Here is a 22,647-nt window from a genome sequence, read left to right on the forward strand (position 1 = left end):
GACGTGCACCGGCATTGAGGGGTCGAGGTTGAGCGGCAGCCGGTGCACGGTGCTGCCTAGGAGGGCTGCAAGGGGCTCAGGCCACCATTTGCTCTTGGGCGCTGCTGCTCAGAAGACGTTTCACCACCCTGATCACACGATCCTGCTGTTCCTCGCTCAGTTCGGGGAAGATCGGCAAGCTCAGCACTTCACTGCAGAGCTGTTCGGTCATCGGCAGGCTGCCAGGTGCAAGCCCGAGGTCGACATAGGCGGGCTGACGGTGGATCGGAATCGGGTAATAGATGATCGTGCTCACCCCTTGCTCCTGCAGGCTTTGCTTGAGCCAATCACGACGATGGCTCTTGGGCAGCCCAAAGTGGCTGGCTGGATTACTGCCAGGAGCGGACTCGGTTTGCTGCTCCTCTTGGCTGAGATTGACGCGCACGACAAATTGATTCCAGCCATGGCCCACGGCAGGATCGGCCGCAGGATCGGGTAATTCCAAGCCTGGGAGGTCTGCCAGAGCCTTGATGTAGCGAGAGGCAATCGCAGCCCGCTTCTCCACCCAAGTGCTCAGATGGGGCAGCTTGACGTTGAGCACCGCTGCTTGCAGGGCATCAAGTCGGCTGTTGTAGCCCAATGCGGTGTGGAGGTAGCGGCGAGGCATGCCATGCACCGCCAGTTCGCGTATGCGCTGGGCAAGGCCATCGTCATCGCAAGTGACGGCGCCGCCATCGCCTGCTCCGCCCAAATTCTTGGTGGGGAAGAAGCTGAAGCAGCCCACATCGCCCCAGCTGCCCACCGGTTTGCCGTTCCAGTTGGCACCTGTCGCTTGAGCACAATCCTCAACCACCTGGAGGCGGTGGCGTCGAGCGATCGCCATCAGCGCTTCCATATCGACCGGCCGGCCGAACAGATGCACTGGCATTAACGCTTTGGTGTTCGGCGTGATGGCAGCTTCGATCTTGGTGAGATCAATCAGATAGGTAATCGGATCGACATCCACGAACACCGGGGTGGCACCAACCGCACTGATTGCCTCGGCGGTGGCAAAAAAGCTGAAGGAGGCGGTGATCACTTGATCGCCTGCTCCGATACCGAGGCCACGCAGGGCAAGGATCAGGGCGTCGGTGCCGCTGTTGCAACCCACGCTATGAGCTGTGCTCACACAGGTTGAGAAAGCCGTCTCAAAGCTCTGGATCTCACCGCCGCCGATGTATTGGCCGCTGTGCAACACGCGCAGAATGGCGTCGTCCAGCTCAGGCCCCAGATCGGTGAGCTGCTGACTGAGACTGAAGGGAGGCACCTGCATGAGGGAAACCTTAAGCCGTCTACCTAAACCATTGGGGCTCCTCGCCAGGGTGCCACTTGATGTTGCAGCCGAGCGAAGGGTGTTGTTCCGGATTGGGAGCGTTCCCTTTCAGCACGGCATCCAGGGCTGCGCGTAGGTCGTGGCCATCCAGAGCCCGGTCATTGCCCGGTCGGCTTGCATCCAATTGGCCTCGGTAGCGCAAGGTCTCGATTCCCTTGCGATCTGGAGCGAACAGATAGAACTCGGGCGTGCAGGCGGCTTGGAGGGCTTTCGCCAGAGTCTGCTTTTGGTCGAGCAGATAGGGAAAGTGCCAGTGGTTCCTTCGGGCTTGGTTTGCCAGCGCATCAGCTCCGTCCTGGGGATGGGTGATCCAGCTGTTGCTGGCCACCCCCAGCAGGCTCACTTGTTGGCCGTAGTCCTGTTCGAGTCGGGTCAGTTCTGCTTCGATGTGCTTCACGAACGGGCAGTGACTGCACAGCAACATCAGCAGCACGGGACGCTGTGGAAGTTGGCTGCTCTTGATCAGCCCATCGCTCCCTGTGCCTGCGGCCACCGGCAGGGCGAACGCCGGCATTGCACTAGCGAGTGGAAGCATGGTGGAGGGTGTCAGAACCATGAAACGGCGGCGCTTTGCCCTCAGGATGGGCCGGAATCTGCTGGAGTCGTGTCGTGGCTGTGCAGCGCATCACCCCGCTAACCCAACACGGTGTGGCCTTCCCTATGCGCATGGCGTCCTTGCTGTTCGGGGCTGGGGTGATGTTGGCGCTCACTGCCTGCAACAGCTCGGAGCCCAGTCCTGCCTGGAAGGTGTTCCCGCTGCAACGCCATCAAGCTCACGACGGTCTGGCGGTGGTGAACCAGCCTGATGGCTACGGGATCCATCTCTATCTCGAGACGGATACAACCGACAGGGCTGTCTGCAAGCCGCGCTGGTTGGTCGATCCAGCGCGGCTGTTTAACGGCAATGGCAGCCATCCGTTCTCGTCCGGTGTGGCGACTAGGCAGGAGTTCTTTACCGCTGTGGGTCGCAAGGATGTGCGCAGTGCCCTTGAGCAAGAGCTCAAGGCGCTGTGCGCGGCCAGGGTGCCCCAGGCTCGTTGGCTTTGGATCGAACCTCCGCGCCAGGCTTCAGACGTGAGGCCTCTGCACTTGCCGGCGCTGGAGGAGCACCACCTGCTCACCGATCCAGCTGAGGAGAATGCTCGTCAGGAGGCGTTACTGGTAAAACCCTCCCAGACCACGGATTCCGCATCGCGCCAGTAACGGCTGAAGCGTCCCAGCCTGGGAGGGCGTGGAGGGTTCACAAAGGCGTCAGGTTCCAACAGCACGATCGGCCATTGCCGTCGGATGGAGTTGGCGATTCGCTGAAGGCGGGGGTCGACCGGGCGGCTACTCACGACGCCATCGGCTGTGTGGCACTTGGCGAAGGCCATCACTTCAGCTGCGACATCGCCTTTGCGCAGGCTCACAGGCAACGCCAATGCACTCTCGTACAGAAAGCCAATCCGCTTGCGGCTGATGTGGGCTGAGCTGATCCAGGCACTGTCGAATACGAACAGGGCCGGGGCTTGGGGCCAGGCGAGCAGGGCTGGGTTGCGGGGACCGAGTGCTTCCTCATGCACCCAGAGGACGGGACGTTGTAAGGGCATGGTGGCTTCAGCGTTTTGGGCGGGCGGCGGCGGCTGAGGGCCGGGCAAAGGTGGCGCCTCGCTCCCTCCCATGCGTTCCGCCGGTGTCGCCGATGGCGGCTGGGGGGGCAAAGAGCTGGGTCTCGAGTTGTGCGTAGCTGCCTTCAAACGGACAACAGCCTGCGCTGGGGCAATCCGTGCAGAACCGGCCCTTGCTGTATCGCTCCAAGTTTTCGCGGTTAAAGAAATAGGGCTTGTGGCTGAAGCTGCTGGCCACCCATTGCCAACTCAGGTGGTTGCTGGCTGGATCGCCATCCAACAGATGCTCAAGGAACCAGTCGGCCCCTGCCTTCCAGTGCACCCGTCGCCAGTGCACCACGTAGGCCGCAAGCCACAGGCGGGCGTGGTTGTGCAGCCAGCCTGTTTCAACCAAGTCCGCTTGGAACCGATCCATACAGGCCAGTCCGGTCCGTCCTGTGCGGATGTCGTCCGGCACGTTTCGGCCATAAGAGTTCGGATCGTGGCCGGTGTTGAGTTCCTCTTGGTTGTTGTTGATCTGATCACCTAGGCCGGTCCATATCCGCTGCCAAAAATCCCGCCAGCCCAGCTCCTTGATCAGCGTCGCTCCGTCTTCTCGCTGCTGGCGGTGCTGGCGCAGTTGGTCAAAAACCGCCTCACGCACTTCCGCAAGGCTGAGAACGCCGTGTCGGATGTATGGCGACAGCTGGGTGACGGCGCCATCGAGATGGTTTCGGCTGCGCCCGTAACACTTGGCATTCATCCGTTCCAGCTGCCGTTCGGCTGCATCACGTCCCCCGCGGAGTGGGCTGAGGCCTCCTTCGGTCTGCGGAAACAGCTGTTCCAGATCCTGTGCGAACTCGTCTCGGTTCGGGAACTCCCGGGGCAGGTCGTCCTCTGCAACTGCCCAGTTCAGGGGTGGTGGAGCGGGCAGCTGGGTCAACGGGGCGTCCACCTGGCACTGGCTTTCACTCTGTCGTTCTGCAGTTGAAAGCGCGAATGGTCGCAGTGTGGGGGAGAATCACCCGAATTGTTATCCCGCGGGCACGGCTCGATGCTTCTCGATCTCACCGGCAAGAAGATCCTCGTCACAGGTATTGCCAACAACCGTTCGATTGCCTGGGGGATCGCCCAGCAGCTCAAGGCCGCTGGTGCCGAGTTGGGCATCACCTATCTGCCGGATGACAAGGGTCGTTTCGAGGCGAAGGTGCGCGAGCTCACCGCTCCCCTTGAGCCCAGCCTCTTTCTGCCTCTGAATGTGCAGGACGCTGACCAAATGGAAACGGTGTTCGCCGAGATCAAGGAGAAGTGGGGCCAGCTGGACGGGCTGGTGCATTGCCTTGCCTTTGCGGGGAAGGAGGAGTTGATCGGTGATTACAGCGCCACCACGGCTGCAGGCTTTGCCCGTGCTCTGGAGATCAGCGCCTACTCCCTGGCTCCCCTTTGTGCCTATGCCAAGCCGCTGTTCAGTGAGAAAGCTGGTGTGATCACGCTCTCCTACTTGGGCTCTGAGCGGGCCATCCCCAACTACAACGTCATGGGTGTGGCTAAGGCGGCTTTGGAAGCCTCCGTGCGTTATCTGGCGGCGGAGCTGGGCCCTGAGAAGCAAGTTCGAGTCAATGCCATTAGTGCTGGCCCGATCCGCACCCTCGCAAGTTCGGCCATCGGCGGCATCCTCGACATGATTCACAACGTGGAGGAGAAGGCTCCTCTGCGCCGCACCGTCACTCAGATGGAGGTGGGTGGCACCGCTGCCTTCCTGCTCAGCGATCTGGCTAGCGGGATCTCTGGCCAGACCATCTACGTCGACTCCGGCTACTGCATTAACGGCATGTGATGGGTTGCCAGCGAGCAGGCATCGGCTGAAGGAGGCTGGTGCCTTTTGCTCTGTTCGGCATGATCAGTCAGTACTGACTGATCATGCGCTTCGAGCGCAGAGGGCCATGCGCACAGGTGAAGTCCATCGCGTCACCGGTGAAACTGATGTGCGCGTCAGGCTTGGCCTTGACGGCAATGGACGCTGCACGGCCTCGACGGGTGTGCCTTTCCTGGATCACATGCTCCACCAGATCAGTAGCCACGGGCTGATTGACCTGGAGATTGCGGCCACAGGAGACACCCATATTGATGACCATCACACCAATGAGGATGTGGGTATCGCTGTGGGCCAGGCTCTGTCCCAGGCCCTTGGTGATCGCCGCGGCATCCATCGATTCGGACATTTCGTCGCCCCGTTGGATGAGGCCTTGGTGCAAGTGGCACTGGATTGTTCAGGCAGGCCTCACCTCAGCTTCGGACTGGACATCCCGACCCAGAAGATCGGCTCATACGACACCGAGCTGGTGAAGGAGTTCTTTGTGGCTGTGGTGAACAATTCAGGTCTCACCTTGCACATCCGTCAGCTCGATGGAGTGAATTCGCATCACATCGTGGAGGCTTGTTTCAAGGCCTTTGCTCGAGCCCTGCGCCTCGCCACCGAGATCGATCCTCGGCGGGCAGGGGCGGTGCCAAGCAGCAAGGGCGTGCTGGAGCAGGCCGGGAGCTAACGCCCACGCTTCATAGTCCGTTACGAGAAGATGAACGTCTTGATGCTCGTGCTGTTGTGACTGTTGCTCCTGCCACTGCCCGTTTCAATAGGGCTGACTGGGCCAGCGCCTTCCGCAACGTTGAGCAGGAGCTCACGCGGGAGAGGGTGCCGGTGGCCAGAGGGAGTGTTCCGGCCCAACTCGAGGGCTGTCTCTACCGCAACGGGCCGGGCCGGCTTGAACGGGATGGTCAGTCCGTGCATCACCCCTTTGATGGCGACGGCATGATCACCGCGATCAATTTTGGTGCAGGCGAAGCCCACTGCAGCAACCGCTTCGTGCGCACCAAAGGCTGGAAGGAGGAAGAGCAGGCCGGTCGCTTTCTCTATCGGGGCGTCTTCGGCACTCAGAAGCCAGGTGGTGCACTGGCCAATGCATTCGATCTGCGCCTCAAGAACATTGCCAATACCCATGTGGTGCGATTGGGAGATCAGCTCCTCGCCCTCTGGGAGGCGGCCGAACCCCACGCGCTAGACCCTGAAAGCCTTGAGACACGGGGGCTGTCGCTGCTCGATGGGGTGCTGAGTCAGGGCGAGGCCTTCAGTGCCCACCCCCGCTTTGATCCCGGCCATCACGGCAGTCCCCGCATGGTCACGTTTGGGGTGAACACCGGGCCTCGAAGCACGATCCGTTTGATGGAGTTCGCCACTCAAGACGATCCCTCTGCGGCCATCCGGGCCGGAGATCTGCTCTGTGATCGCCGCGACAGCTTCAACGGTTTTGCCTTCCTCCACGATTTCGCTATCACGCCGAACTGGGCAGTGTTTCTGCAGAACGCAGTGGCGTTCAATCCGCTGCCTTTCGTGATGGGCCAGAAGGGTGCAGCGCAGTGCTTGGCCTCCAAGACAGGCGGCCAAGCGATGTTTTGGTTGGTGCCGCGGGAGTCAGGGGCTTATGCCGGAGAGCCTCCCCGTCTGGTGCCTGCGCCCGAAGGGTTTGTCTTTCACCATGTCAATGCCTGGGAGGAGAACGATGCTGTGCTGATCGACAGCATCCACTACAGCGATTTCCCCTCGATCGGGCCGGAGGTGGATTTCCGTGAGGTGGATTTCGACAGCATTCCTGCCGGTCTGCTGAAGCGTTGTCGCATCGATCTCCCTAGTGGTCAGTGCAGCACTGAGCTGCTTGGAGACCGTTGCTGTGAGTTCGCAATGGTGCATCCCAACCATCAAGGCCTGCCTGCACGCTTCGCCTGGATGGCGGTTGCGGAGCGGGAGCAGGGCAATGATCCCCTGCAGGCCATTCAAAAGCGGGATGTTCACACCGGTGAAACGCAGCGATGGAGTGCCGCGCCGCGCGGGTTTGTGAGCGAGCCGATCATGGTGCCCCGCCCAGGCAGTGCAAAGGAAGACGATGGTTGGGTGCTGGTTCCTGTCTGGAACAGTGCCCGCCAAGCCACTGATCTAGTGATTCTGAGGGCTGACGACCTCCAAGAGCAGGCCGTGCTGGAGCTTCCCCTGGCGATTCCTCATGGTTTGCATGGCAGCTGGGTGCCCAGTCATGGTTTGACGCAGCCCGGTCACGGTTGAGCAGGATTGTTTTGCCTGACTTCTCCAGCATGGGGATGTGGTCTGATCGTTCTCGATGACGATGCTGAGCTTCTGTCCACTCCCTGCCGTGTCTCGATGCACTCTGGGTGCTTGTGCTGGATGGGCTTCATTGGCTCCGCTTGGGCTTGGGCTACAGCTGCTGCCTGTGGCGCCGATGATGGCTGCGGAGCGTGTTTGCAACGGCACCCTTCTCCAGATCAAGGTGCTTGAACGCGGCACTGTTGTGAGTGATCGGTTTCGCTTTTCGCTGCGTCTGGAGGCTGAGGCCAGCACCAAGAGTGCAGCAACGAGCCTGCTCAATCAGCGGGTTGAGCAGGCTCGTCGGGAGATCAAGCCGTTGGCGATGGGCCGGCTCACGATTGCCGCTCCCCGTCATGACCGCATGGGTAGTGGTGGCGCTGGGCGCCGTGTCGAACGGGCTAGCACCAGCATGAGCGGTGAAGTGAGCCGCCTTCGTTACGACGCCCTGATTCAGACCGCTGCTCGGCTTGAAGGGGTGCGGCTGCAGGGGATGCTCTCCCTCGCCTCTCGCACTGGCAACACGTCGCTGGCTGATCAGTTGTTGGAGCAGGCTTTGCTGAATGGTCGTGGACGGGCCGAGCTCACGGCCAAGGCCCTTGGCCTGCGGCGGGTTGATTTGCTGCGAATTGATCAGCGAGGGTTTGGTGTCCAGCCGATGGCCATGGCCTCGCGCCAGGCCAGTGAGGGTTACAACCCTGATGAAGCGCCCAAGCCAAGCCAGACGCTCAGCCTTGATCTCTCGTACTGCCTGAGCTGAACCTGATTCACACAATGGGGCTACCCCTAGGTGTGTTGGATGCGCGATCGCTTGCTTTGGCTCACAAGCTTGTTGTTTGTCGCTTGGTTGGTCTGGGCAGAGACCAGTTTTCAGTTTTATGAGCAGTCACTCGGGCGGGATCTGGGCTTGTCCGTGAGTCGGGTTTCGTTGATTGCTGGCAGCTTTCTTGTGCCCTATGGATTGCTGCAAATTCCTGTCGGTCGCCTTCTCGATCAGGGACGTCTGGACCGTTGGTTGTGGATGGCTGCCCTGTTGGCCTCTGGATTCAGTGTCGCCTTTGCCTTCAGTCACGATTTGCCCGGTCTGATGCTCAGTCGTATGGGGATGGGCATGGCCTGTGCGGTGGCTTTCCCTGCCTCAGCGCTGATCGCCCGTAAGACGCTGCCAGCGAAGCGTTTTCCCTTGGCGATGGGGCTCACGGACAGCCTGCTGGGGTGGGGTGCTGCTTTCGCCGCCTTTGTGCCATTGGTCTTACCGACGGCGGCCTGGAGGCACCTAGTGATCGTTCAGGCGCTGTTGTTGGCGGTGCTGGTGGTTGTGCCTGTGATTGTCTTGACGCAAGGCAGGACGGTTCTGGTGTGTGCACCTGATCGACACCGCTCGCAGAGTGCTGATCCGTGGACCCCCACAGCTGTAGGCCAAGTCATCCGAGCTTGTCTCATTTACGCGTGGGGCGGTGGGTTTGTCTTTGGTCTTGCCCAATACGGATTGATTTCTGGTCTGCGCGGTTGGAGCGGAGAGCGCATGCAGTGGATGTCACTGACGATGTCCCTGGGGATCGCCTTAGGCATGGTGCTGTCGGGATATCTCGGCAGCTGTGCGCTGCGTCGGGGGCGAGTGCTGCTGACAGGCACCGTGCTGAATGGATTGGCTCTTCTGGCTCTGTTGCAGCTCCCCAATCATGCGTCTGCGGCGCTGGTGGCGTCTGCGCTCTGTCTGGGTCTCGGGCTAGGTGCTGCAGTGCTCGCCTTCCCATTGGCAGAAGAAGGAGCTCCGCAGGGGCACACCGCTTTGACAGTGGCGATCGTGAACACCACTGGCACGGTGATGGGTGGGGTGATGGCGATTGTCTCTGGGCTGATCCTTCAGGCATCAGCCCCTGGGGATGTGATGCCTGTGCTGATGGTCTATGGCCTACTGGCCTTGTTTGGCGTTGCCATCGCTTTGGGGCTGGTGTTCAGGCCATCGCTTGATCAAGGTCTGTCTTGACCGCTGCGCTGCGCTTCTTTCCAAGCCAACCGTGGAGCCGTCCATAGGGTCGCGAGCACGAGCGGGGTGACAGGAACCGCAGCAATCACAATGAAGGCCTGCAGAGCGTTGATCGATGTGGGATCGGTCAGGCTGGAGCCGACCCGGAGCAGCACTAGCGTGAGGCTGCCGATCATGAGAGCCCAGAAGAGGCGGAGTGGTGCTGGGGGTTCATCCCGGCCGCTCACCACCATGGCTGCGGCATAGCTCATCGAGTCGGCGCTGGTGCACATGAACAGCACCACCAGCAACAGACCAATTGGAATCAGAAGTCCCGACAGCGGAAGGTGGCTGAGGATCGTCAGCAATGTGGATGCGGCGGCATTGATGCCGTCGCTCTCAAGTGCACTGGTGATGTCCTTACCGTTCAGGTCTAGATACATGCCTGTTCCACCCACAAGCGTGAACCAGAGATTGGTGACCAGTGGGCAGAGAATGGCCACCGCAAGCACCAATTCCCGGATACTGCGTCCACGGCTCACCCCGGCTGTGAACAGGCCCATCAGGGGTGCGTAGCCGAGGAACCAGCCCCAGTAGAAGATCGTCCACCAGTTGAGCCATTCGCCTGTTTGGGCATTGCGAGGAAGGAGGGCCATCTGGGGGAGATGAACCACATTGCTCAGCAGTGCGCTGAAGAAGTGTTGGATCAGCCAAAGTCCAGGGCCCAGAAGCAGCAGCCCAGCCGCCAGGGCGATGGTGAGCCACACGTTGAGCTCCGACAGCCATTTGATGCCTTTCTGAATGCCGCTGACGGTTGACGTGGCGAACACGGCAGTCAGTAGGACGACCACGAGCGATTGCAGACCAGCACTGTTGGTGATCCATGGCAGTTGGCCGGCAGCATCGCTGAGCTGAAGGGAGAGAAACCCAAGCGGCCCCACGGTGCCGGCGATTGCTGCGACCACTGAAAGGCCATCGGCGAGATCGCCGATGGGTCCGTCCACCCACCCCCTTGGCAGCACAGTGACCAAAAGGGTGCGGGGGCGAAGGGGTTCACCACGCCGCTCCAGAATCGAAAACGTGATGGTGGTAGTGGTGGCAACCAGGGCCCAGGCGAGGAATCCCCAGTGCAGAAAACTCACGGCCAGGGCTGGATCCACGGCCGCAGCCGTTTTCCCCTCAACCCCTGCTGCTTGGAACAGAGGGGAAGGGGTGAGGTAGTGAAACAGCGGTTCGGCTGCTGACCAGAACACGCCGCCGCCGGCGAGCAGGGTGCAGATCAAGACTGCACACCAGTCAAAGAACTTGAAACTTGGTTTCGCGTTCTCACCCCCCAGTCTCAGCTTCCCCACAGGGCTCACTGCGATGGCCAGCGCGATCAGGAACAGCAGCAGCACCATCCACTGCCAGAGCCCACCGAGCAGCGTGCTGATCAGTTCTTGGCCCTGATCGGTGAACTTTTTGGCCAGGGCCAGGTCGATGGCTGACACGACCAGGAACACCAGCAAAGGGCCTGCTCCCACCCATAGGGGTGGTTGGCGCCACCAGGGGCGAGGGGAAGGGGTGGATTGCGGCATGGATTTCTGGGGAGGGAGCGAGGCGCGGACGTCGATTTAGGGGCGCACTGCCTGACGCTGGTGGCTCCAGCAGCTCAGATCAACAGCTGGTTGTTCGCCACGGGCTAGTCGGGCGAGTGAGTCACCGATGAGTGGTGCGAATTTGAAGGATTGGCCCGATCCCCCTGCGAACAGGCTCAGTTTCGGGGTGAGACGATCCAGCACGAAGTTCACATCGCTGGTCATGGAGTATGGGCTGATCACCGTTTCAACGCGTTCCTGCACGCCTTCGAGGTTGTTGAACAGGAAATGGTCCAGCAGCTCGACCAGTCGTGGCGGTGGTTCGCTGCTCATGGCGTTGGGTTCAGCTACGCGCAGCTCTTTCGGTGCCCAGTCGATCCCGCTTTTGATCCTTGGCCTGCCATCCTCTGTTCGGCTCAAGACGGGGAAGCCGTAATACAGCCCGCCGTCATCGCCACGCTCCTGCTGGAAGCAGAACCATTGCGGGTAACGGTCGGCGAGGTTTGGATCCACCGTGTAGTGGGCCCAAAGCATCGGCCAGATCTCGAGCTTGGGAGCAAGACCGAGGGGGGCGAGCAGCAACTGGCTCCAGATTCCGCAAGCCACCACCACCTGGTCGGCTGCGATGTGATGGCCATTCTCCAGGCGGACACCGCCGCCATCAGCATCAATGCTGCTGACTGGGCTGTGCTCGATCAGTTGATGGCCAGCGTTGCGGGCGGTGCGAATCCAATGGGCGATTACTTTGTCGCTACGCACCGCACCCGCCGTGGGTTCAAACAGGCCGGTGAACTCCGCTTTGGGTTTCAGCGGGAAGCGGGCTGCAATCTCAGCCGCATTGAGTGCTTCGTAAGGAATGCCCTGGTCATCCATCACTCTGCGCGCTCCAGGGATCGATCCCTCGATCGTTTCCTCATTCCAGCTTTCGCCGTAGAAGAGCAACCCGTGGGTTTGGCGCAGTGTTTCGCCGGCGTGGGTTTCTTCCTTTCGCCACAGCCTGTTGGCTTCCTGGGCTAGACGGCACAGCACCGGGTCGGAGTACATCTCGCGGAACATCCGGGTTTCGCCGAAGCTGCTGGCTTTGGCATGGGCCAGGGTCTGGGCCTCAACCAACACCACATCAGTGATGCCACTGCGCGCTAATGAAGCCGCGCAGCTCAGGCCTGCCATGCCACCGCCAACGATGACGACAGACGTCTGAGCTGGAATGGGGGCAGGACTGGTCATTCCGTTTCTCCGAAACTGAGACCGATGGGCTCCGTGCGGGGGGCTGCAGCCACTTGATTCAGGGCAGCCCCCACAGACAGGCCTTGATCGCGTTGGTTCAGATACTTGCTGGCGCGTTGGCGCACTTCATCCCTAACGAATGTGTAAACGTCCTCAGCACCGGCACCTTTCCAGGCTTCAGGGGAGAAGCGTTCAATCGAGTCGGCAATCACGGCTCCCGCATTAACCAGAGGATCGGGCAAAACAGGTATGTCACGCTCCCTCAGGCTCTCGGCCAGCTGGGGATCCTGGAAGGGTGCATTGGCGGCGGGGACCACCGCCTTGGTCCGCAGCGCCGCGGTGATCGAGGCATCTATCAGGCCTGAGATCGAGCAGGGCAGCAACAGATCCAGCTCCAGTTCCCACCAAGGACAATCGTTGGGAAGAGGTGTTGCGCCTTTGAAGCCGGCTCGCTCCCGGCTCAGATCAACGGTGAACACTGTCCAGCCGTGGTCCACCAAGGTGCGGGCGACCGTGCCGCCCACGGCGCCGCAACCGTGAACCAGGGCGCGCCCTGGTTCAGCATCTTCCAGTTTGTTGCCCAGCACGGCTTCCACAGCACCAAGGGTGCCGTGGGCAGTGGCAGCGCTGGCATCCACCGGACTGCCCACCGCTGCCAGCACATGGGGCGTCAAGGCGGTCAGACGCTCCATGTCTTCGAGGCTGGTGTTGAGATCACAGCCTGTGATCATTGCCCCGTCCAGAGATTCGAGAAGCTCTGCGGTGACGCTGATCAATTCCTCTTTCACCGCTTCTGGGTCGGAGGCGCGAGCAACGATCTTGCCGCCTGCGAAACCGGTGCCGTAGAGATCGTGCTTGTGGGTCATCAGGCCAGCCAGGCGCTGTCCGTCAGCGATGCAGGCTTCATCGCTCGGGTAATTGAGCAGCCGAAGGCCACCATTCGCCGGCCTCTTGGCATCCGTGGCTTCGGCCACCACAAAGACGGAGAGATGGTCGGAGACGTGTTCCGCCAGAACCGTCACCGGCGGCGTGTGATCTGTGGCGCTGCCCATCAGCCCACCCGTTCCATCATTTGATGGTGCTCGACGTAATCGAGACTCCACTCGCTCGGCGCAGCAGCAATTCGCTCTTGCAGGCGTTGATACACCGTGTCTGCAGCTTGATCGCCTGCGGCGGAAGCAAAGCTGTGACGGCTCCAACTGCGGATCGTGGCCATCAGTCCTGCCGCGAACGTGGCGGTGTCACCGTCCTCGTTCCAGCGGCGGCGATAAGGGCACTTCACATAGGCCGTTCGCTCATCCACCAGGCGAAGACCGTTGCGGTATGCCGGCGACGACTGGTCTTTGAGGGGGGCCATGAACTCCGTCGGTGACTTGTAGAAGTTGTTGACGGTGCCATTGCGGTATTGCTCCTCGCTAATCAGTCCTTCGTCGGCCATGCCGCGCCAGATCTGATGGAGCTGGTCGTGCACATTGCGGGTTTCCCCTCCGTTGTGCCCCAGATAGCGACCCTGTTCATCGCGTGAAAGATTCACGGTTAACAGTCGCCCTCCCACCTTGAGCTCGCGGCTGCGCAGTTCAAGGACGTAGTTCCAGTCTTTCAGCGCTTGGGCCGTGAAGCGTTCCAAGGCTTCGCTATCGCCGGAGGCAAGCACATGGGTATGGGTATTGAGCGGACCTGGAGAGGCGCTCAGCCAGTGCATCGCGGTGGCGGAGAAGCCGAAACTCACCGTGTCTGGTGCCACGGAGGGCTCATAGAAACTGCGAGCACTCACTAAGACGGTCGGCTTCGGGGACCGAGGAATCTGGAGGGCCAAGTTTTCCGCCAAGGCCACGTTGTCGTTGCTTGGCAGGTCATTGCCGATCAGCGTCAGATGCGCCTCAGGCTGGTTGGCATGCAGGCGATCCAGAATCTGGTTCCAGAGACCAACAGCGGTGCCACCATCGGCAGCTCCGTAGTCGATTAGCACGTGGCTGTTTTGGGCAGCCAGGGAATCCACACAAGTCAAGGCCCAGTCCGAAGCAGCTTCGATGCAGAGCAGAGCTCCTTCGGTCTGTGCGCTGTAACCCGTGGTCATGGCGATGGCCATCGACCTCGTCAGCGTCAGATTGCACGGTACAGCGCTGCCTAGGCCTGACTCGCTACACAACCTTAAGAAGCTCGCGCAGCTTTGGCTCCAGCTGCATGAAGGCAAGGCCGCGATGGCTAAGGCGCTCTTTGGTGTCTGACGGCATCTCTGCAAAGGTCAGGTCGGTGCCGGTTGCTTCGAAGATGGGGTCGTATCCAAAGCCATCCTCCCCCCGTGGTTCCTGGGTGATTCGTCCTAGGCAACGGCCCTCGACTTCGGCCAGCACGCGGCCATCGGGGGCGGCGATGCAGAGAGCAGCACTGAAGTGTGCCTCACGGTTTGTGTTGGCGCCTAACTGCAAGAGCAGGCGGGTGATCCGTGCTTCATCTGTGTCGGCATAGCGCGCGGAGTAGACGCCGGGAGCGCCTCCGAGGGCTTCCACGCTCAATCCCGAATCATCGGCCAGAGCCCAATGGTCGGTTGCAGCGGCCACGGCAATGGCTTTGATCCTTGCATTTTCGCTGAAGCTGGTGCCAGTTTCCTCCACATCCATGTCGCTGGGCTGGGGCTTCAGGTTCAGAGGTAAATGGGCCAGCAGGCGAGCGAATTCACGGATCTTTCCGGCATTGCCGCTGGCGATGACCAGGGTGCGAGGTCTCATCGTGGCGAAAGGGAGAGTTGCGGAGATGGGCTCAGATCGCGGTGGCGAAGTTCTTGGCCCAGGTGAGCACCGTCTCGACTTGTTCGGAGCTGGGCGCTTCGCAGTACAGCCGCAGCAGTGGTTCGGTGCCGGAGAATCGGAGCATGAGCCAGTGGCTGGGGCCGAGCCGCAGCTTCACTCCGTCGATGGACATCACCTCTTGCACCGGTGTGCCGGCAACCTCCTTGGGTGGGTTCTGCGACAACAGTGTTTCGAGGCGGCGGCGGGAGGCCATGTCGGCCAGGCGCAGGTCCACACGGTCGTAATGGCTGGCTCCACCGCAGCGATCCTGTAGCGATGTCACTCTGGCGCCAAGCGGTTTGCCCCCTTCGACAAGCGCTTCGAGCACCAGTAGGGCTGCAAACAGGGCATCCCGTTCAGGCAGATGCATGCCGAAGCCCACACCACCGGATTCTTCACCGCCGATCAGCACCTCTCCGTTCAGCATCTGGGAGGCGATGTATTTGAAGCCCACAGGCAGTTCCAGCACCTCACGGTCAAGGTCTTCGGCGACTAGACGCATCAGGTCTGAACCGCTCACTGTTTTCACGACTGAGCCGGGAAGTTGGCGTGCACGCGCTAGATGGTCGATCAGCAGAGGCATCAGTTGTTGCGTACTGCAGAAATGCCCCTGCTCATCCACCGCAGCAATGCGGTCGCCGTCGCCGTCAAATACCAGGCCCACAGCTGGAGAACCGCTTGCACTCGTCTCCTTCACGGTGGTGATCAATTCCTGCAAGTAACGGGCGAGAGGCTCAGGTGGGTTGCCGCCGAACAGAGGGTCGCGGCAGCTGCGGATTTCACGGACTGGTCCATCCGGGCCACCGAGCAGCTCGGCCATGCACCCGGCGGCAGAGCCATGCATGGGATCAACAATGACCTTCAGGTTCATGGCATCAAGGCCGCGGCGTAGGCCATCAAGGTCGACCTTGGTTCGCAGAGATGCCAGATGCTCCGCTCTGGCGTCAAACCGCTCGGTATCGCCTTGGATGGCTGCGGTGATGCCTCCCGCCGCTAGGCGCTTCTCGACTGCTGAGGTGAAGTCGCCCTCCACCGACCCTCCAAACGGGCCTTTGATCTTCAGCCCCAACCATTCCGGTGGGTTATGGCTGGCAGTAATCACCAGTGCCCCGAGTGCTTGACGTTCCACGACTGCTGAGCTGCAGGCAGGGGTGGGCACGGCGGTGGTGCTGAGGAGCGGTTTGAGGCCGCAGCCGCGCACTGCTGAAGCAATCGCCTCGGCGAGTTCTGGTGCAAGGAAGCGGCGGTCGTATCCGATCACCACAGTTTCACTCGCGTTGCTGGGCGGAGCTCGATGCGCCAGTTCCTGAGCTGAAGCGGCAGCAACCATCAGCAGGCGTTCCACGGTGATGTCGACCCCGAGGATCCCCCGCCATCCATCGGTGCCGAACTGGATTGGCGAGGCAGCGAGAGGTAGGGGAGCTGAAGCCATGGACGGCTGGAGGGAAGCAGGCGTTCGATTCAGGATCTAGCAGCGGGCCGCCGTAACGTCGGGCGATGGGTGACACCCCTTTTGCTGACAAGCCACTCACCGATCGCCTGTTGCGCAGCTGGGTGCGTTGCCGGCGTCGGGCCTGGCTGGATCGGCATGGTGATTCCCGCGCCAGGATCTACACCGCCCATCGCACCCTCCAGCTCGACGATCAGCAACGCAGTTTTGTGGCTTTGCTGCCGAAGAAGCCCGCAGCGGGGCTTCCCGGCTTGGCCGAGGGTGCCCCTGGTGTAGTGGGTGTTCGTTTGACAGGACAGGGGCCCGATGGCCTTCCCCTGGAGGCGCATCCGCCGCTGCTTGAACGGGTGGCCGGCAGCAGCCGCTGGGGAGACTTCGCCTATCGCCCAGTGCTTGCCCGTCAGGGACGGAGGCTCACCCGTGAACATCGCTTCCCCCTTGCCCTGGCGGGACAATTACTCGCGGATTTGCAGCAGTCGCCCGTGGGAGAGGCTCTCGCGGTTGCAGGAGCTGGGCGACGGTTGGAGAAGGAACGGCTGCCCCTCAATGCAGCCCTTCAGCGCCAGTTGGATGAAGCGTTGGTCAAGTTGGCGGCTGATTTACAGCGTTTGGATCCGCCTCCGCTAGCGGCCGACCGACGCAAATGCACACTCTGTAGCTGGAGAGGCCTCTGCAATGCCGAGGCCGCGTCTGAAGGACATCTCAGCGAAGTGAGTGGAATCGGGGCGAAACGCCGCGAGATGCTCCAGGAGTTAGGGATCCATGGCCTCAAGGACTTGGCGGCGGCTGATCCTGCACTGTTGGCCACTCAGCTCGAGCGCTACGGCGAACAGCACGGTGCGGTGGCACTTCCGTTGGTCGTCCAAGCCCGGGCCCAACGTGATGGTCTGGTGGAGCGACTTGATCCAGCTCCGAGTCTTCCCGAACTGGCGATGGCGGGAGGGGTGTTGCTTTACGACATCGAGTCGGATCCCGATGCTCGCGATGACTTCCTGCATGGTTTTGTTTGCCTGCCGCGTGACCCGTCAGGCCGCTGGGACCTCGCTCGAGCCCGTTATCACCCACTGCTGGTGCTCCAGGAACATGGCGAGAAGCGTTCTTGGCTGAGGCTGCGACGTTTGCTGGCTTCTTACGCCGACTGGCCGATTCTTCATTACGGCGAGACCGAATCGCTGGCTTTGAAACGCATGGCGCAGCGTCAGGGGGGCAGTGATCGCCTGTTGGAGAGCAACAAGCGTCGGTTGGTGGATGTGCATGCCCGGGTGCGGCATCACTGGCGATTACCGCTCAACAGTTATGGCCTTAAGTCCGTCGCCGCATGGCGCGGTTTTCAGTGGCGCCAACGCAGTGTGGACGGAGCCCGTGCGCTGTTGTGGTGGCGGCAGTGGCGGGGATCCGGTCCTCTCGATCGCGGACATCACCAAACCTTGCGCTGGATTTTTACTTACAACGAAGATGATTGCCTGGCGACATGGGCGGTTGCCTCATGGTTGTTGGAGCAAGACAAGTAATCCGGAGGCTGGTGGATGTTGTTGACAAAAAGGCTTTGGTCATGAAAAAGGGGCCTTGAAGCCCCTTGCTATGTCAGTAGTCAATCTCAGTAGTCAATCTGAGTGGTCAAGCTGACTTGGCTTCAGCCGACCACGCTGGGCTGCACCAGAAGATAGAGAAACCAGAAGCCACCAATAAAGGGCACCAAGTTGATAAAAATCCAGACCCAATCCTTGCCTGCGTCCCGAAGACGGCGAATGGTGATTGAGAGGGAAGGAAAGATTTGGGCAATGGCGTAGATCACCGCTAAACCCAGGAGGATGCCATTTTCAGTGCTGTTGAAAACGGTGGTTCCGATGATGAGGAGGATGACATAAACAATCGCGTCAACCAGGGCAAACCACCAGTATTCAGCTCGCGTCGCTGTGCCGCCGTAGGTGAAGGATTTCCTCCATGCAGTGGTGAATGCCTCAATCGGTCCCATGGATCCCATGCGATTTCTCGCAAGAACTATGGCGCTAATCTGGAATTTTGTCTGTTTCGAGACAAAAAAATTAGCTGACTTGTGTTCCCCCGCACTCTTGGAAGGCTGGCGGTTCGTCCAAGCTGACGGCTTGGCTTCCGGTCGATAGCTCAAGCGATGGTTGTTGTAAGGCGCCACGTCGAATTAAGGCCAGTCCTCGCCAGCTGTTGCCCTCTTGGAGGGCGGAGGTGATGGTTCCTGCGCGCTCGCCGTTGTGGCGAAGGGTGTCTCCGATTTCTGGGCAGGTGGATAGGGCACCGGCGGCTTGAACGGTCCAGCAACGCAGCTTTTGTTTCACCCCATCGCGGGAGGCCAGCTTGGCCATGGTTTCCTGTCCGAGATAGCAGCCTTTATCGAGGCTCACCCAGTCCCCGAGGCCCAGCTCCAGAGGATTGGTGTCGCCGTTCAACTCGTGATTGCTGAAGGGCAGTCCGTGGCTGAGACGCCAGTGCTCGAGTTGCTCCCTGCTGGCCAAATTGAGGATCTCCCAATCCGAAGGTAGGGACGTGCCCGCAAGCCAGAGGACGTCCTGATCCCACCGCAGGGGTTGGGGAGCTTGGCGCAGTCGTTGCAGGCGTCGCCTGTGACCTGACTGGGCGATCTTGACGCGATCGGCTGGGAAGATCACCCGATCGAAGCCAGTGAGCACGGCTTCTGCATCGCCGCAGAGCACCAAGACCTCGGCTCCTTCTGGATCGAGGCGAACCTCGAGGAGGGCTTGTACTCGGCCTGTGGCCGTGAGCCAGCAGCTGCGGATGAGCTGATGGTCGGGGGCCTGATCAATCGCAGCACTGGTCTGACCATGCAAGAACTGGCGGCAGCCGCTGCCGTTCAGACGTAGAGATGGAAAGCTGGCATCCCAGCGCAGTGCTTGTGCGCCCTCTGTCATGTCTTCAGCTCCTGGGCACGGGCTGCGATTTCGCTCAGTCTGAACAAGCTGACCAATTCCAGCCCAGCGGCCTCCATGGCTTCATGGCCGCCCTCTTCCCTATCCACGATCGTGACCACCCGCTCCACGACATAGCTGGCTTGTTTGAGTTGATTCACGGCTTTAATCGACGATCCTCCGGTGGTGACGACGTCTTCCAACACCGTGACCCGTGCGCCTTCTGGTGGTAAGGGACCTTCCAGCCATGCGCCGGTGCCATGGCCTTTGGCCTGCTTGCGCACAATCAGGGCATCCAGGCTGCGGCCAGCCTGAGCTGCAGCCATCGCCACTCCGCTCACCAATGGATCCGCACCCAAAGTGAGTCCCCCGACGGCGCTTGCGTCAGGCTCCACGCAAGCGAGCATGGCTGGGCTGAGTAGGGCTAGGCCAGTTCCGCTCAGGGCAACGGGTTTGCAGTTCACGTAATGGTCACTGTTGCGGCCGGAGGCGAGGGTGAAGGTGCCATGGCGATAGCACTCAGCGGCCAGTCTGTTCAACAGGGTGTCGCGGCTCATAGGGGGACTGGTCCGGGACGAAACTTTTGCCTAGTTTGCGCTCAGCTGGGTCCTGGGTTGTGTCGCGCCTTCTTCGCTCTTCGCTTGTGCTGTTGGTGTTGGCGGCGATCAATCCGGCGCGACAGGTGCTTGCCCGACCTGTGGTTTGTACTACCAGCCTTGAGGCGCCTGTTGCAATACCGACCTCAGGGCCGGCTCTGCCGGTGGAGATCACACGCTGCTCACCCGTTGAGCGAACTGACGCGATGGTGGATCGCCGCTTTTATACCTGGACAGCTCCCTTTGCCCGCGGCGTGGATGTGATCCATCAGGTCACTGACCTGCTCGGCATCGCGATGGGCGGTCCGGAGGGCAATCGCCTGATGGGCTTTGGATTCCCCGATCAAACGATCGTCTGGGATGGCTCTGTGCTGCAAAACACCACCGATGCCTTGCTGGAGGAGCAGAGCAAGCCGATCCCATGGCGCACTGTCGATATCTCCAGTGGCTTTGATAGCAGTCTGGCCAGTGAGGGTGAAGTCATCTCTGAAGCGGTGATGGTGGAACTGGACCTCCCTCCGAGCGAAACCATTGGCACGCCAGTGCGCGGCCTGTGGTAAATCCACATGGCGAGGGGGTCTAGCAATCTGGTGAATGCAGCGAACTCATAATTCGCCTAAGGCGAGTTCGATCCTCGCGACCCCCATTTACCCCAACTGATGCGCATCCTGCTTCTGCTGGTTCTATTGGTGATGCCAGCGTTCTTTGCAGCGGTTGAGGTCTCTCTGCTGCGCCTGCGGACCAGTCGAGTTCGGGTGCTGGATGAGCAGGGTGTGGCTGGGGCGCATGCGGTGCATCGCCTGCAGCGCCGCATGCGCAGGGCCCTGCTGATGTGTCAGCTCGGAGCCACGCTCTCCTTGGTCGCTCTCGGCTGGGCTGGCAGCGGATTCGCTTGGTATTGGTGGCCTGAGCAGACGCTGCCAAGCCGCTGGTGGAATTTGGTCTGGTTCCTGTTCCTCACCCTCTTGGCCACGTTGGTGGCGGGCTTGTTGCCCCGTGCCTGGGTGCTCAGCCGTCCGGAACGGGCGGCACTGATCTTGGCGCCGGTTCTGGAGGTGGTGATGCGGGTGCTGCGGCCGCTGCTCTCGCTTTTGGAGGCGTTGGCCTCTTTAGTGCTGAGACTGATGGGCCTGCCGGCGCGCTGGGATTCCCTGGGTTCACCGCTGACTGCGGGTGAATTGGAAACCCTGATCGAAAGTGGCGATGTCACCGGTCTGCGGCCAGACGAACGCAACATTCTTGAAGGAGTGTTCGCGTTGCGCGATACCCAGGTGCGGGAGGTGATGGTGCCTCGTTCGGGCATGGTCACGCTTCCTGTGGATGTGCGTTTTGCTGAGCTGATGGAGGCGGTGCACCGCACCCGTCATGCCCGCTTCCCGGTGATTGGCCAATCGCTTGATGACGTGAGGGGAGTCCTTGATCTGCGCTTGCTTGCCGAACCGATTGCTGGCGGGCTGCTGGATGAGACTTCGCCACTCGAGCCTTACCTACTTCCTGCCGAAAGCGTCCTCGAAACCAGCACCCTGGCGGAGCTGCTGGCCCTGATCCGCAATGGCCACCCCTTGTTGCTGGTGGTGGATGAACACGGTGGTACTGAGGGGCTGGTGACCGCAGCGGACCTCACTGGTGAGATCGTTGGGGAGGAGCCGGAGCCGGATTCGGAGATTCCGGATCTCCAGCCCTTGATGAACAGCCCTGGTAGCTGGCTGGTGGCTGGGGACTTGGAGATCTTCGAGCTCAATCGTCAGCTTGGACTTGAATTGCCCGAGGCCACGGAGCACCACACCCTTGCCGGTTTTTTGCTGGAGCGGCTGCAACACATCCCCGCAGAAGGAGAAGCCTTGCGACATCACGGGCTGCAATTTGAGATCGTGGCGATGGACGGACCCCGTATTGGCCGTGTGTTGTTGGTGTGCCCAGAAGGCTCGCCCACCGCTTCTGAAGACCACAATCCTGAGATCTCCGATGCCTAAAGCTGTGGTCAGTTCGTCTGATCAAGAGCAATCAGGGATAATTGGCCGGATCCCTTTCGCCTGCCCATGACCGAACCAATGGTGCCGGTGAAGGTTGGTGTGATCGGAATTGGCAACATGGGCTGGCATCACGCTCGCGTGCTGAGCCTGCTCAAAGATGCTGAGCTCGTTGGGGTCGCCGACCCCGACCCCGACCGCGGCCAGCTGGCAAAAGAGCAGTTCGGCTGCGGTTGGTTTGCCGATTACCGCGAGATGCTCTCTGAGGTTGAGGCGGTTTGTATCGCTGTACCAACGCTGCTGCACCATGCCGTTGGCCTCGCCTGTCTCGATGCCGGCCTGCATGTGCTGATCGAGAAGCCGATTGCGGCGAGCCAAGAGGAGGCATCGGCCTTGATCGCTGCTGCGAGCAGGAATGGGCGTTTGCTGCAGGTGGGGCATATCGAGCGTTTCAACCCTGCCTTCCGTGAACTGATCAAGGTGGTTGCCAATGAGGAGGTGGTTGTTTTGGAGGCGCGTCGGCATAGTCCCCATGCAGACCGCGCCAACGATGTGTCGGTGGTGCTCGATCTGATGATCCATGATCTCGATCTGGTCTTAGAGCTTGCCCAGGCCCCTGTGGTCAGCCTCGCTGCCGCGGGTGGCCGCAGTGCTGAGGGACCGATTGATTACGTGAACGCCACCCTCGGTTTTGCGAACGGTGTGGTGGCGAGCCTCACGGCTAGCAAAATGAGTCATCGCAAAATCCGAAGCTTGAGTGCCCATTGCCGTGCAAGCCTTGTGGAGACTGACTTCCTCAATCACAACCTCCACATTCATCGCCGTGCCCACGAGTGGTACTCGGCTGACCATGGCGAGCTGTTGTACCGCAATGATGGTTTTATCGAAGAGGTGAGTACCACCTCAATCGAGCCTCTGTATGCCGAGCTTGAGCACTTTCTTCAGTGCGTGCGAGGCAGGGAAACGCCTGCTGTTGATGGTCAACAGGCATCCAGAGCCTTGAAACTGGCGGATCTGATTGAGCATGCCGTTGAGCATCCAGGCATCGGTGTGCCTTTGAACGATCCGATCTGATCTCT

General features: G+C 60.8%; 23 protein-coding genes and 1 tRNA gene. 11 read left to right on the top strand and 13 right to left on the bottom strand.

Features of this window, described 5'->3' with window-relative positions; genetic code table 11:
• Positions 1-76: 76 nt before the first annotated feature.
• Entirely contained in the window at positions 77-1,291 is a 1,215-nt protein-coding gene (locus DXY10_RS02265; RefSeq protein WP_115015708.1) for a DegT/DnrJ/EryC1/StrS aminotransferase family protein, read from the bottom strand.
• A gap of 19 nt (positions 1,292-1,310) precedes the next feature.
• Positions 1,311-1,886 (bottom strand): thioredoxin family protein, encoded by a 576-nt coding sequence (locus tag DXY10_RS02270; protein WP_244281894.1) that lies wholly within the window; start codon positions 1,884-1,886, stop codon positions 1,311-1,313.
• Between the two features lie 161 nt (positions 1,887-2,047).
• Between DXY10_RS02270 and DXY10_RS02275 the strand changes: the two genes are divergently transcribed.
• On the top strand, positions 2,048-2,554 hold the full coding sequence (locus DXY10_RS02275) for a hypothetical protein (RefSeq protein ID WP_115016004.1): 507 nt from the start codon (positions 2,048-2,050) through the stop codon (positions 2,552-2,554).
• Here DXY10_RS02275 and DXY10_RS02280 read toward each other — a convergent pair.
• Both DXY10_RS02280 and DXY10_RS02285 read right to left on the bottom strand, forming a co-directional pair.
• Positions 2,497-2,940: a hypothetical protein gene (locus DXY10_RS02280; protein ID WP_115015712.1), complete on the bottom strand. Its 444-nt coding sequence runs from the start codon at positions 2,938-2,940 to the stop codon at positions 2,497-2,499. The genes DXY10_RS02275 and DXY10_RS02280 overlap by 58 nt on opposite strands.
• Before the next feature lie 7 nt (positions 2,941-2,947).
• Positions 2,948-3,880, bottom strand: coding sequence for an FAD-binding domain-containing protein (locus DXY10_RS02285; RefSeq protein ID WP_115016002.1), 933 nt, complete (start codon positions 3,878-3,880; stop codon positions 2,948-2,950).
• Positions 3,881-3,991: 111 nt separating this feature from the next.
• Between DXY10_RS02285 and fabI the strand changes: the two genes are divergently transcribed.
• From fabI to DXY10_RS02310, 5 genes are all read left to right on the top strand, one after another.
• Positions 3,992-4,774 carry an enoyl-ACP reductase FabI gene (fabI, locus tag DXY10_RS02290; protein ID WP_115015715.1) on the top strand — a complete coding sequence of 261 codons (783 nt, stop codon included), beginning with the start codon at positions 3,992-3,994 and terminating at the stop codon, positions 4,772-4,774.
• A gap of 106 nt (positions 4,775-4,880) precedes the next feature.
• Entirely contained in the window at positions 4,881-5,483 is a 603-nt protein-coding gene (gene hisB / locus DXY10_RS02295) for an imidazoleglycerol-phosphate dehydratase HisB (RefSeq protein WP_115015717.1), read from the top strand.
• A 56-nt stretch (positions 5,484-5,539) separates the two neighbouring features.
• Positions 5,540-7,051, top strand: a complete 1,512-nt coding sequence (locus tag DXY10_RS02300) for a carotenoid oxygenase family protein (RefSeq protein WP_115015719.1) — start codon at positions 5,540-5,542, stop codon at positions 7,049-7,051.
• A gap of 55 nt (positions 7,052-7,106) precedes the next feature.
• Complete coding sequence (locus DXY10_RS02305) at positions 7,107-7,850, top strand: SIMPL domain-containing protein (protein ID WP_244281895.1); 744 nt, start codon at positions 7,107-7,109, stop codon at positions 7,848-7,850.
• A gap of 51 nt (positions 7,851-7,901) precedes the next feature.
• Complete coding sequence (locus DXY10_RS02310; RefSeq protein ID WP_244281896.1) at positions 7,902-9,080, top strand: MFS transporter; 1,179 nt, start codon at positions 7,902-7,904, stop codon at positions 9,078-9,080.
• On the opposite strand, the gene DXY10_RS02315 is transcribed toward DXY10_RS02310, so the two are convergent.
• From DXY10_RS02315 to DXY10_RS02340, 6 genes are read right to left on the bottom strand one after another with little or no spacing between them, the layout of a single operon-like run.
• Positions 9,065-10,636 carry a BCCT family transporter gene (locus DXY10_RS02315; protein WP_115015725.1) on the bottom strand — a complete coding sequence of 524 codons (1,572 nt, stop codon included), beginning with the start codon at positions 10,634-10,636 and terminating at the stop codon, positions 9,065-9,067. The two genes, DXY10_RS02310 and DXY10_RS02315, sit on opposite strands and share 16 nt — an antisense overlap.
• A 36-nt stretch (positions 10,637-10,672) precedes the next feature.
• Positions 10,673-11,863 carry an FAD-dependent oxidoreductase gene (locus DXY10_RS02320; protein WP_115015727.1) on the bottom strand — a complete coding sequence of 397 codons (1,191 nt, stop codon included), beginning with the start codon at positions 11,861-11,863 and terminating at the stop codon, positions 10,673-10,675.
• Positions 11,860-12,915, bottom strand: coding sequence for a Glu/Leu/Phe/Val dehydrogenase dimerization domain-containing protein (locus DXY10_RS02325; RefSeq protein WP_115015729.1), 1,056 nt, complete (start codon positions 12,913-12,915; stop codon positions 11,860-11,862). Before DXY10_RS02325 ends, DXY10_RS02320 begins: the two co-directional genes overlap by 4 nt.
• Positions 12,915-13,952 carry an SAM-dependent methyltransferase gene (locus DXY10_RS02330; RefSeq protein ID WP_115015732.1) on the bottom strand — a complete coding sequence of 346 codons (1,038 nt, stop codon included), beginning with the start codon at positions 13,950-13,952 and terminating at the stop codon, positions 12,915-12,917. The genes DXY10_RS02325 and DXY10_RS02330 overlap by 1 nt, the downstream gene beginning before the upstream one ends.
• 52 nt (positions 13,953-14,004) lie before the next feature.
• Positions 14,005-14,592, bottom strand: coding sequence for an RdgB/HAM1 family non-canonical purine NTP pyrophosphatase (gene rdgB / locus DXY10_RS02335; protein WP_115015733.1), 588 nt, complete (start codon positions 14,590-14,592; stop codon positions 14,005-14,007).
• A 31-nt stretch (positions 14,593-14,623) separates the two neighbouring features.
• Complete coding sequence (locus DXY10_RS02340) at positions 14,624-16,084, bottom strand: phosphoglucomutase/phosphomannomutase family protein (protein ID WP_115015736.1); 1,461 nt, start codon at positions 16,082-16,084, stop codon at positions 14,624-14,626.
• A 65-nt stretch (positions 16,085-16,149) separates the two neighbouring features.
• On the opposite strand from DXY10_RS02340, the gene DXY10_RS02345 reads away from it, so the two are divergent.
• On the top strand, positions 16,150-17,613 hold the full coding sequence (locus DXY10_RS02345) for a TM0106 family RecB-like putative nuclease (protein ID WP_115015739.1): 1,464 nt from the start codon (positions 16,150-16,152) through the stop codon (positions 17,611-17,613).
• 122 nt (positions 17,614-17,735) lie between these two features.
• Here the strand turns inward: DXY10_RS02345 and DXY10_RS02350 are convergent, their stop codons facing one another.
• The 3 genes from DXY10_RS02350 to pyrE form a co-directional block, all read right to left on the bottom strand.
• Complete coding sequence (locus DXY10_RS02350; protein WP_115016008.1) at positions 17,736-18,077, bottom strand: DUF805 domain-containing protein; 342 nt, start codon at positions 18,075-18,077, stop codon at positions 17,736-17,738.
• Positions 18,078-18,147: 70 nt separating this feature from the next.
• Positions 18,148-19,005, bottom strand: a complete 858-nt coding sequence (locus DXY10_RS02355; RefSeq protein ID WP_115015742.1) for a folate-binding protein YgfZ — start codon at positions 19,003-19,005, stop codon at positions 18,148-18,150.
• Positions 19,002-19,559, bottom strand: a complete 558-nt coding sequence (gene pyrE, locus DXY10_RS02360) for an orotate phosphoribosyltransferase (protein ID WP_115015744.1) — start codon at positions 19,557-19,559, stop codon at positions 19,002-19,004. Before pyrE ends, DXY10_RS02355 begins: the two co-directional genes overlap by 4 nt.
• A 59-nt stretch (positions 19,560-19,618) precedes the next feature.
• On the opposite strand from pyrE, the gene DXY10_RS02365 reads away from it, so the two are divergent.
• From DXY10_RS02365 to DXY10_RS02375, 4 genes are all read left to right on the top strand, one after another.
• On the top strand, positions 19,619-20,158 hold the full coding sequence (locus DXY10_RS02365) for an occludin/ELL family protein (protein ID WP_371411108.1): 540 nt from the start codon (positions 19,619-19,621) through the stop codon (positions 20,156-20,158).
• Positions 20,159-20,171: 13 nt separating this feature from the next.
• Positions 20,172-20,244 (top strand) — tRNA-Ile (locus DXY10_RS14420).
• A gap of 13 nt (positions 20,245-20,257) precedes the next feature.
• Positions 20,258-21,571, top strand: coding sequence for a hemolysin family protein (locus DXY10_RS02370; RefSeq protein WP_115015746.1), 1,314 nt, complete (start codon positions 20,258-20,260; stop codon positions 21,569-21,571).
• 66 nt (positions 21,572-21,637) lie between these two features.
• Entirely contained in the window at positions 21,638-22,642 is a 1,005-nt protein-coding gene (locus tag DXY10_RS02375) for a Gfo/Idh/MocA family protein (protein ID WP_115015748.1), read from the top strand.
• The last annotated feature ends 5 nt before the right edge of the window (positions 22,643-22,647 follow it).

It is taken from the genome of Synechococcus sp. UW140 (assembly GCF_900474295.1).
Taxonomy (GTDB): Bacteria; Cyanobacteriota; Cyanobacteriia; order PCC-6307; family Cyanobiaceae; genus Synechococcus_C.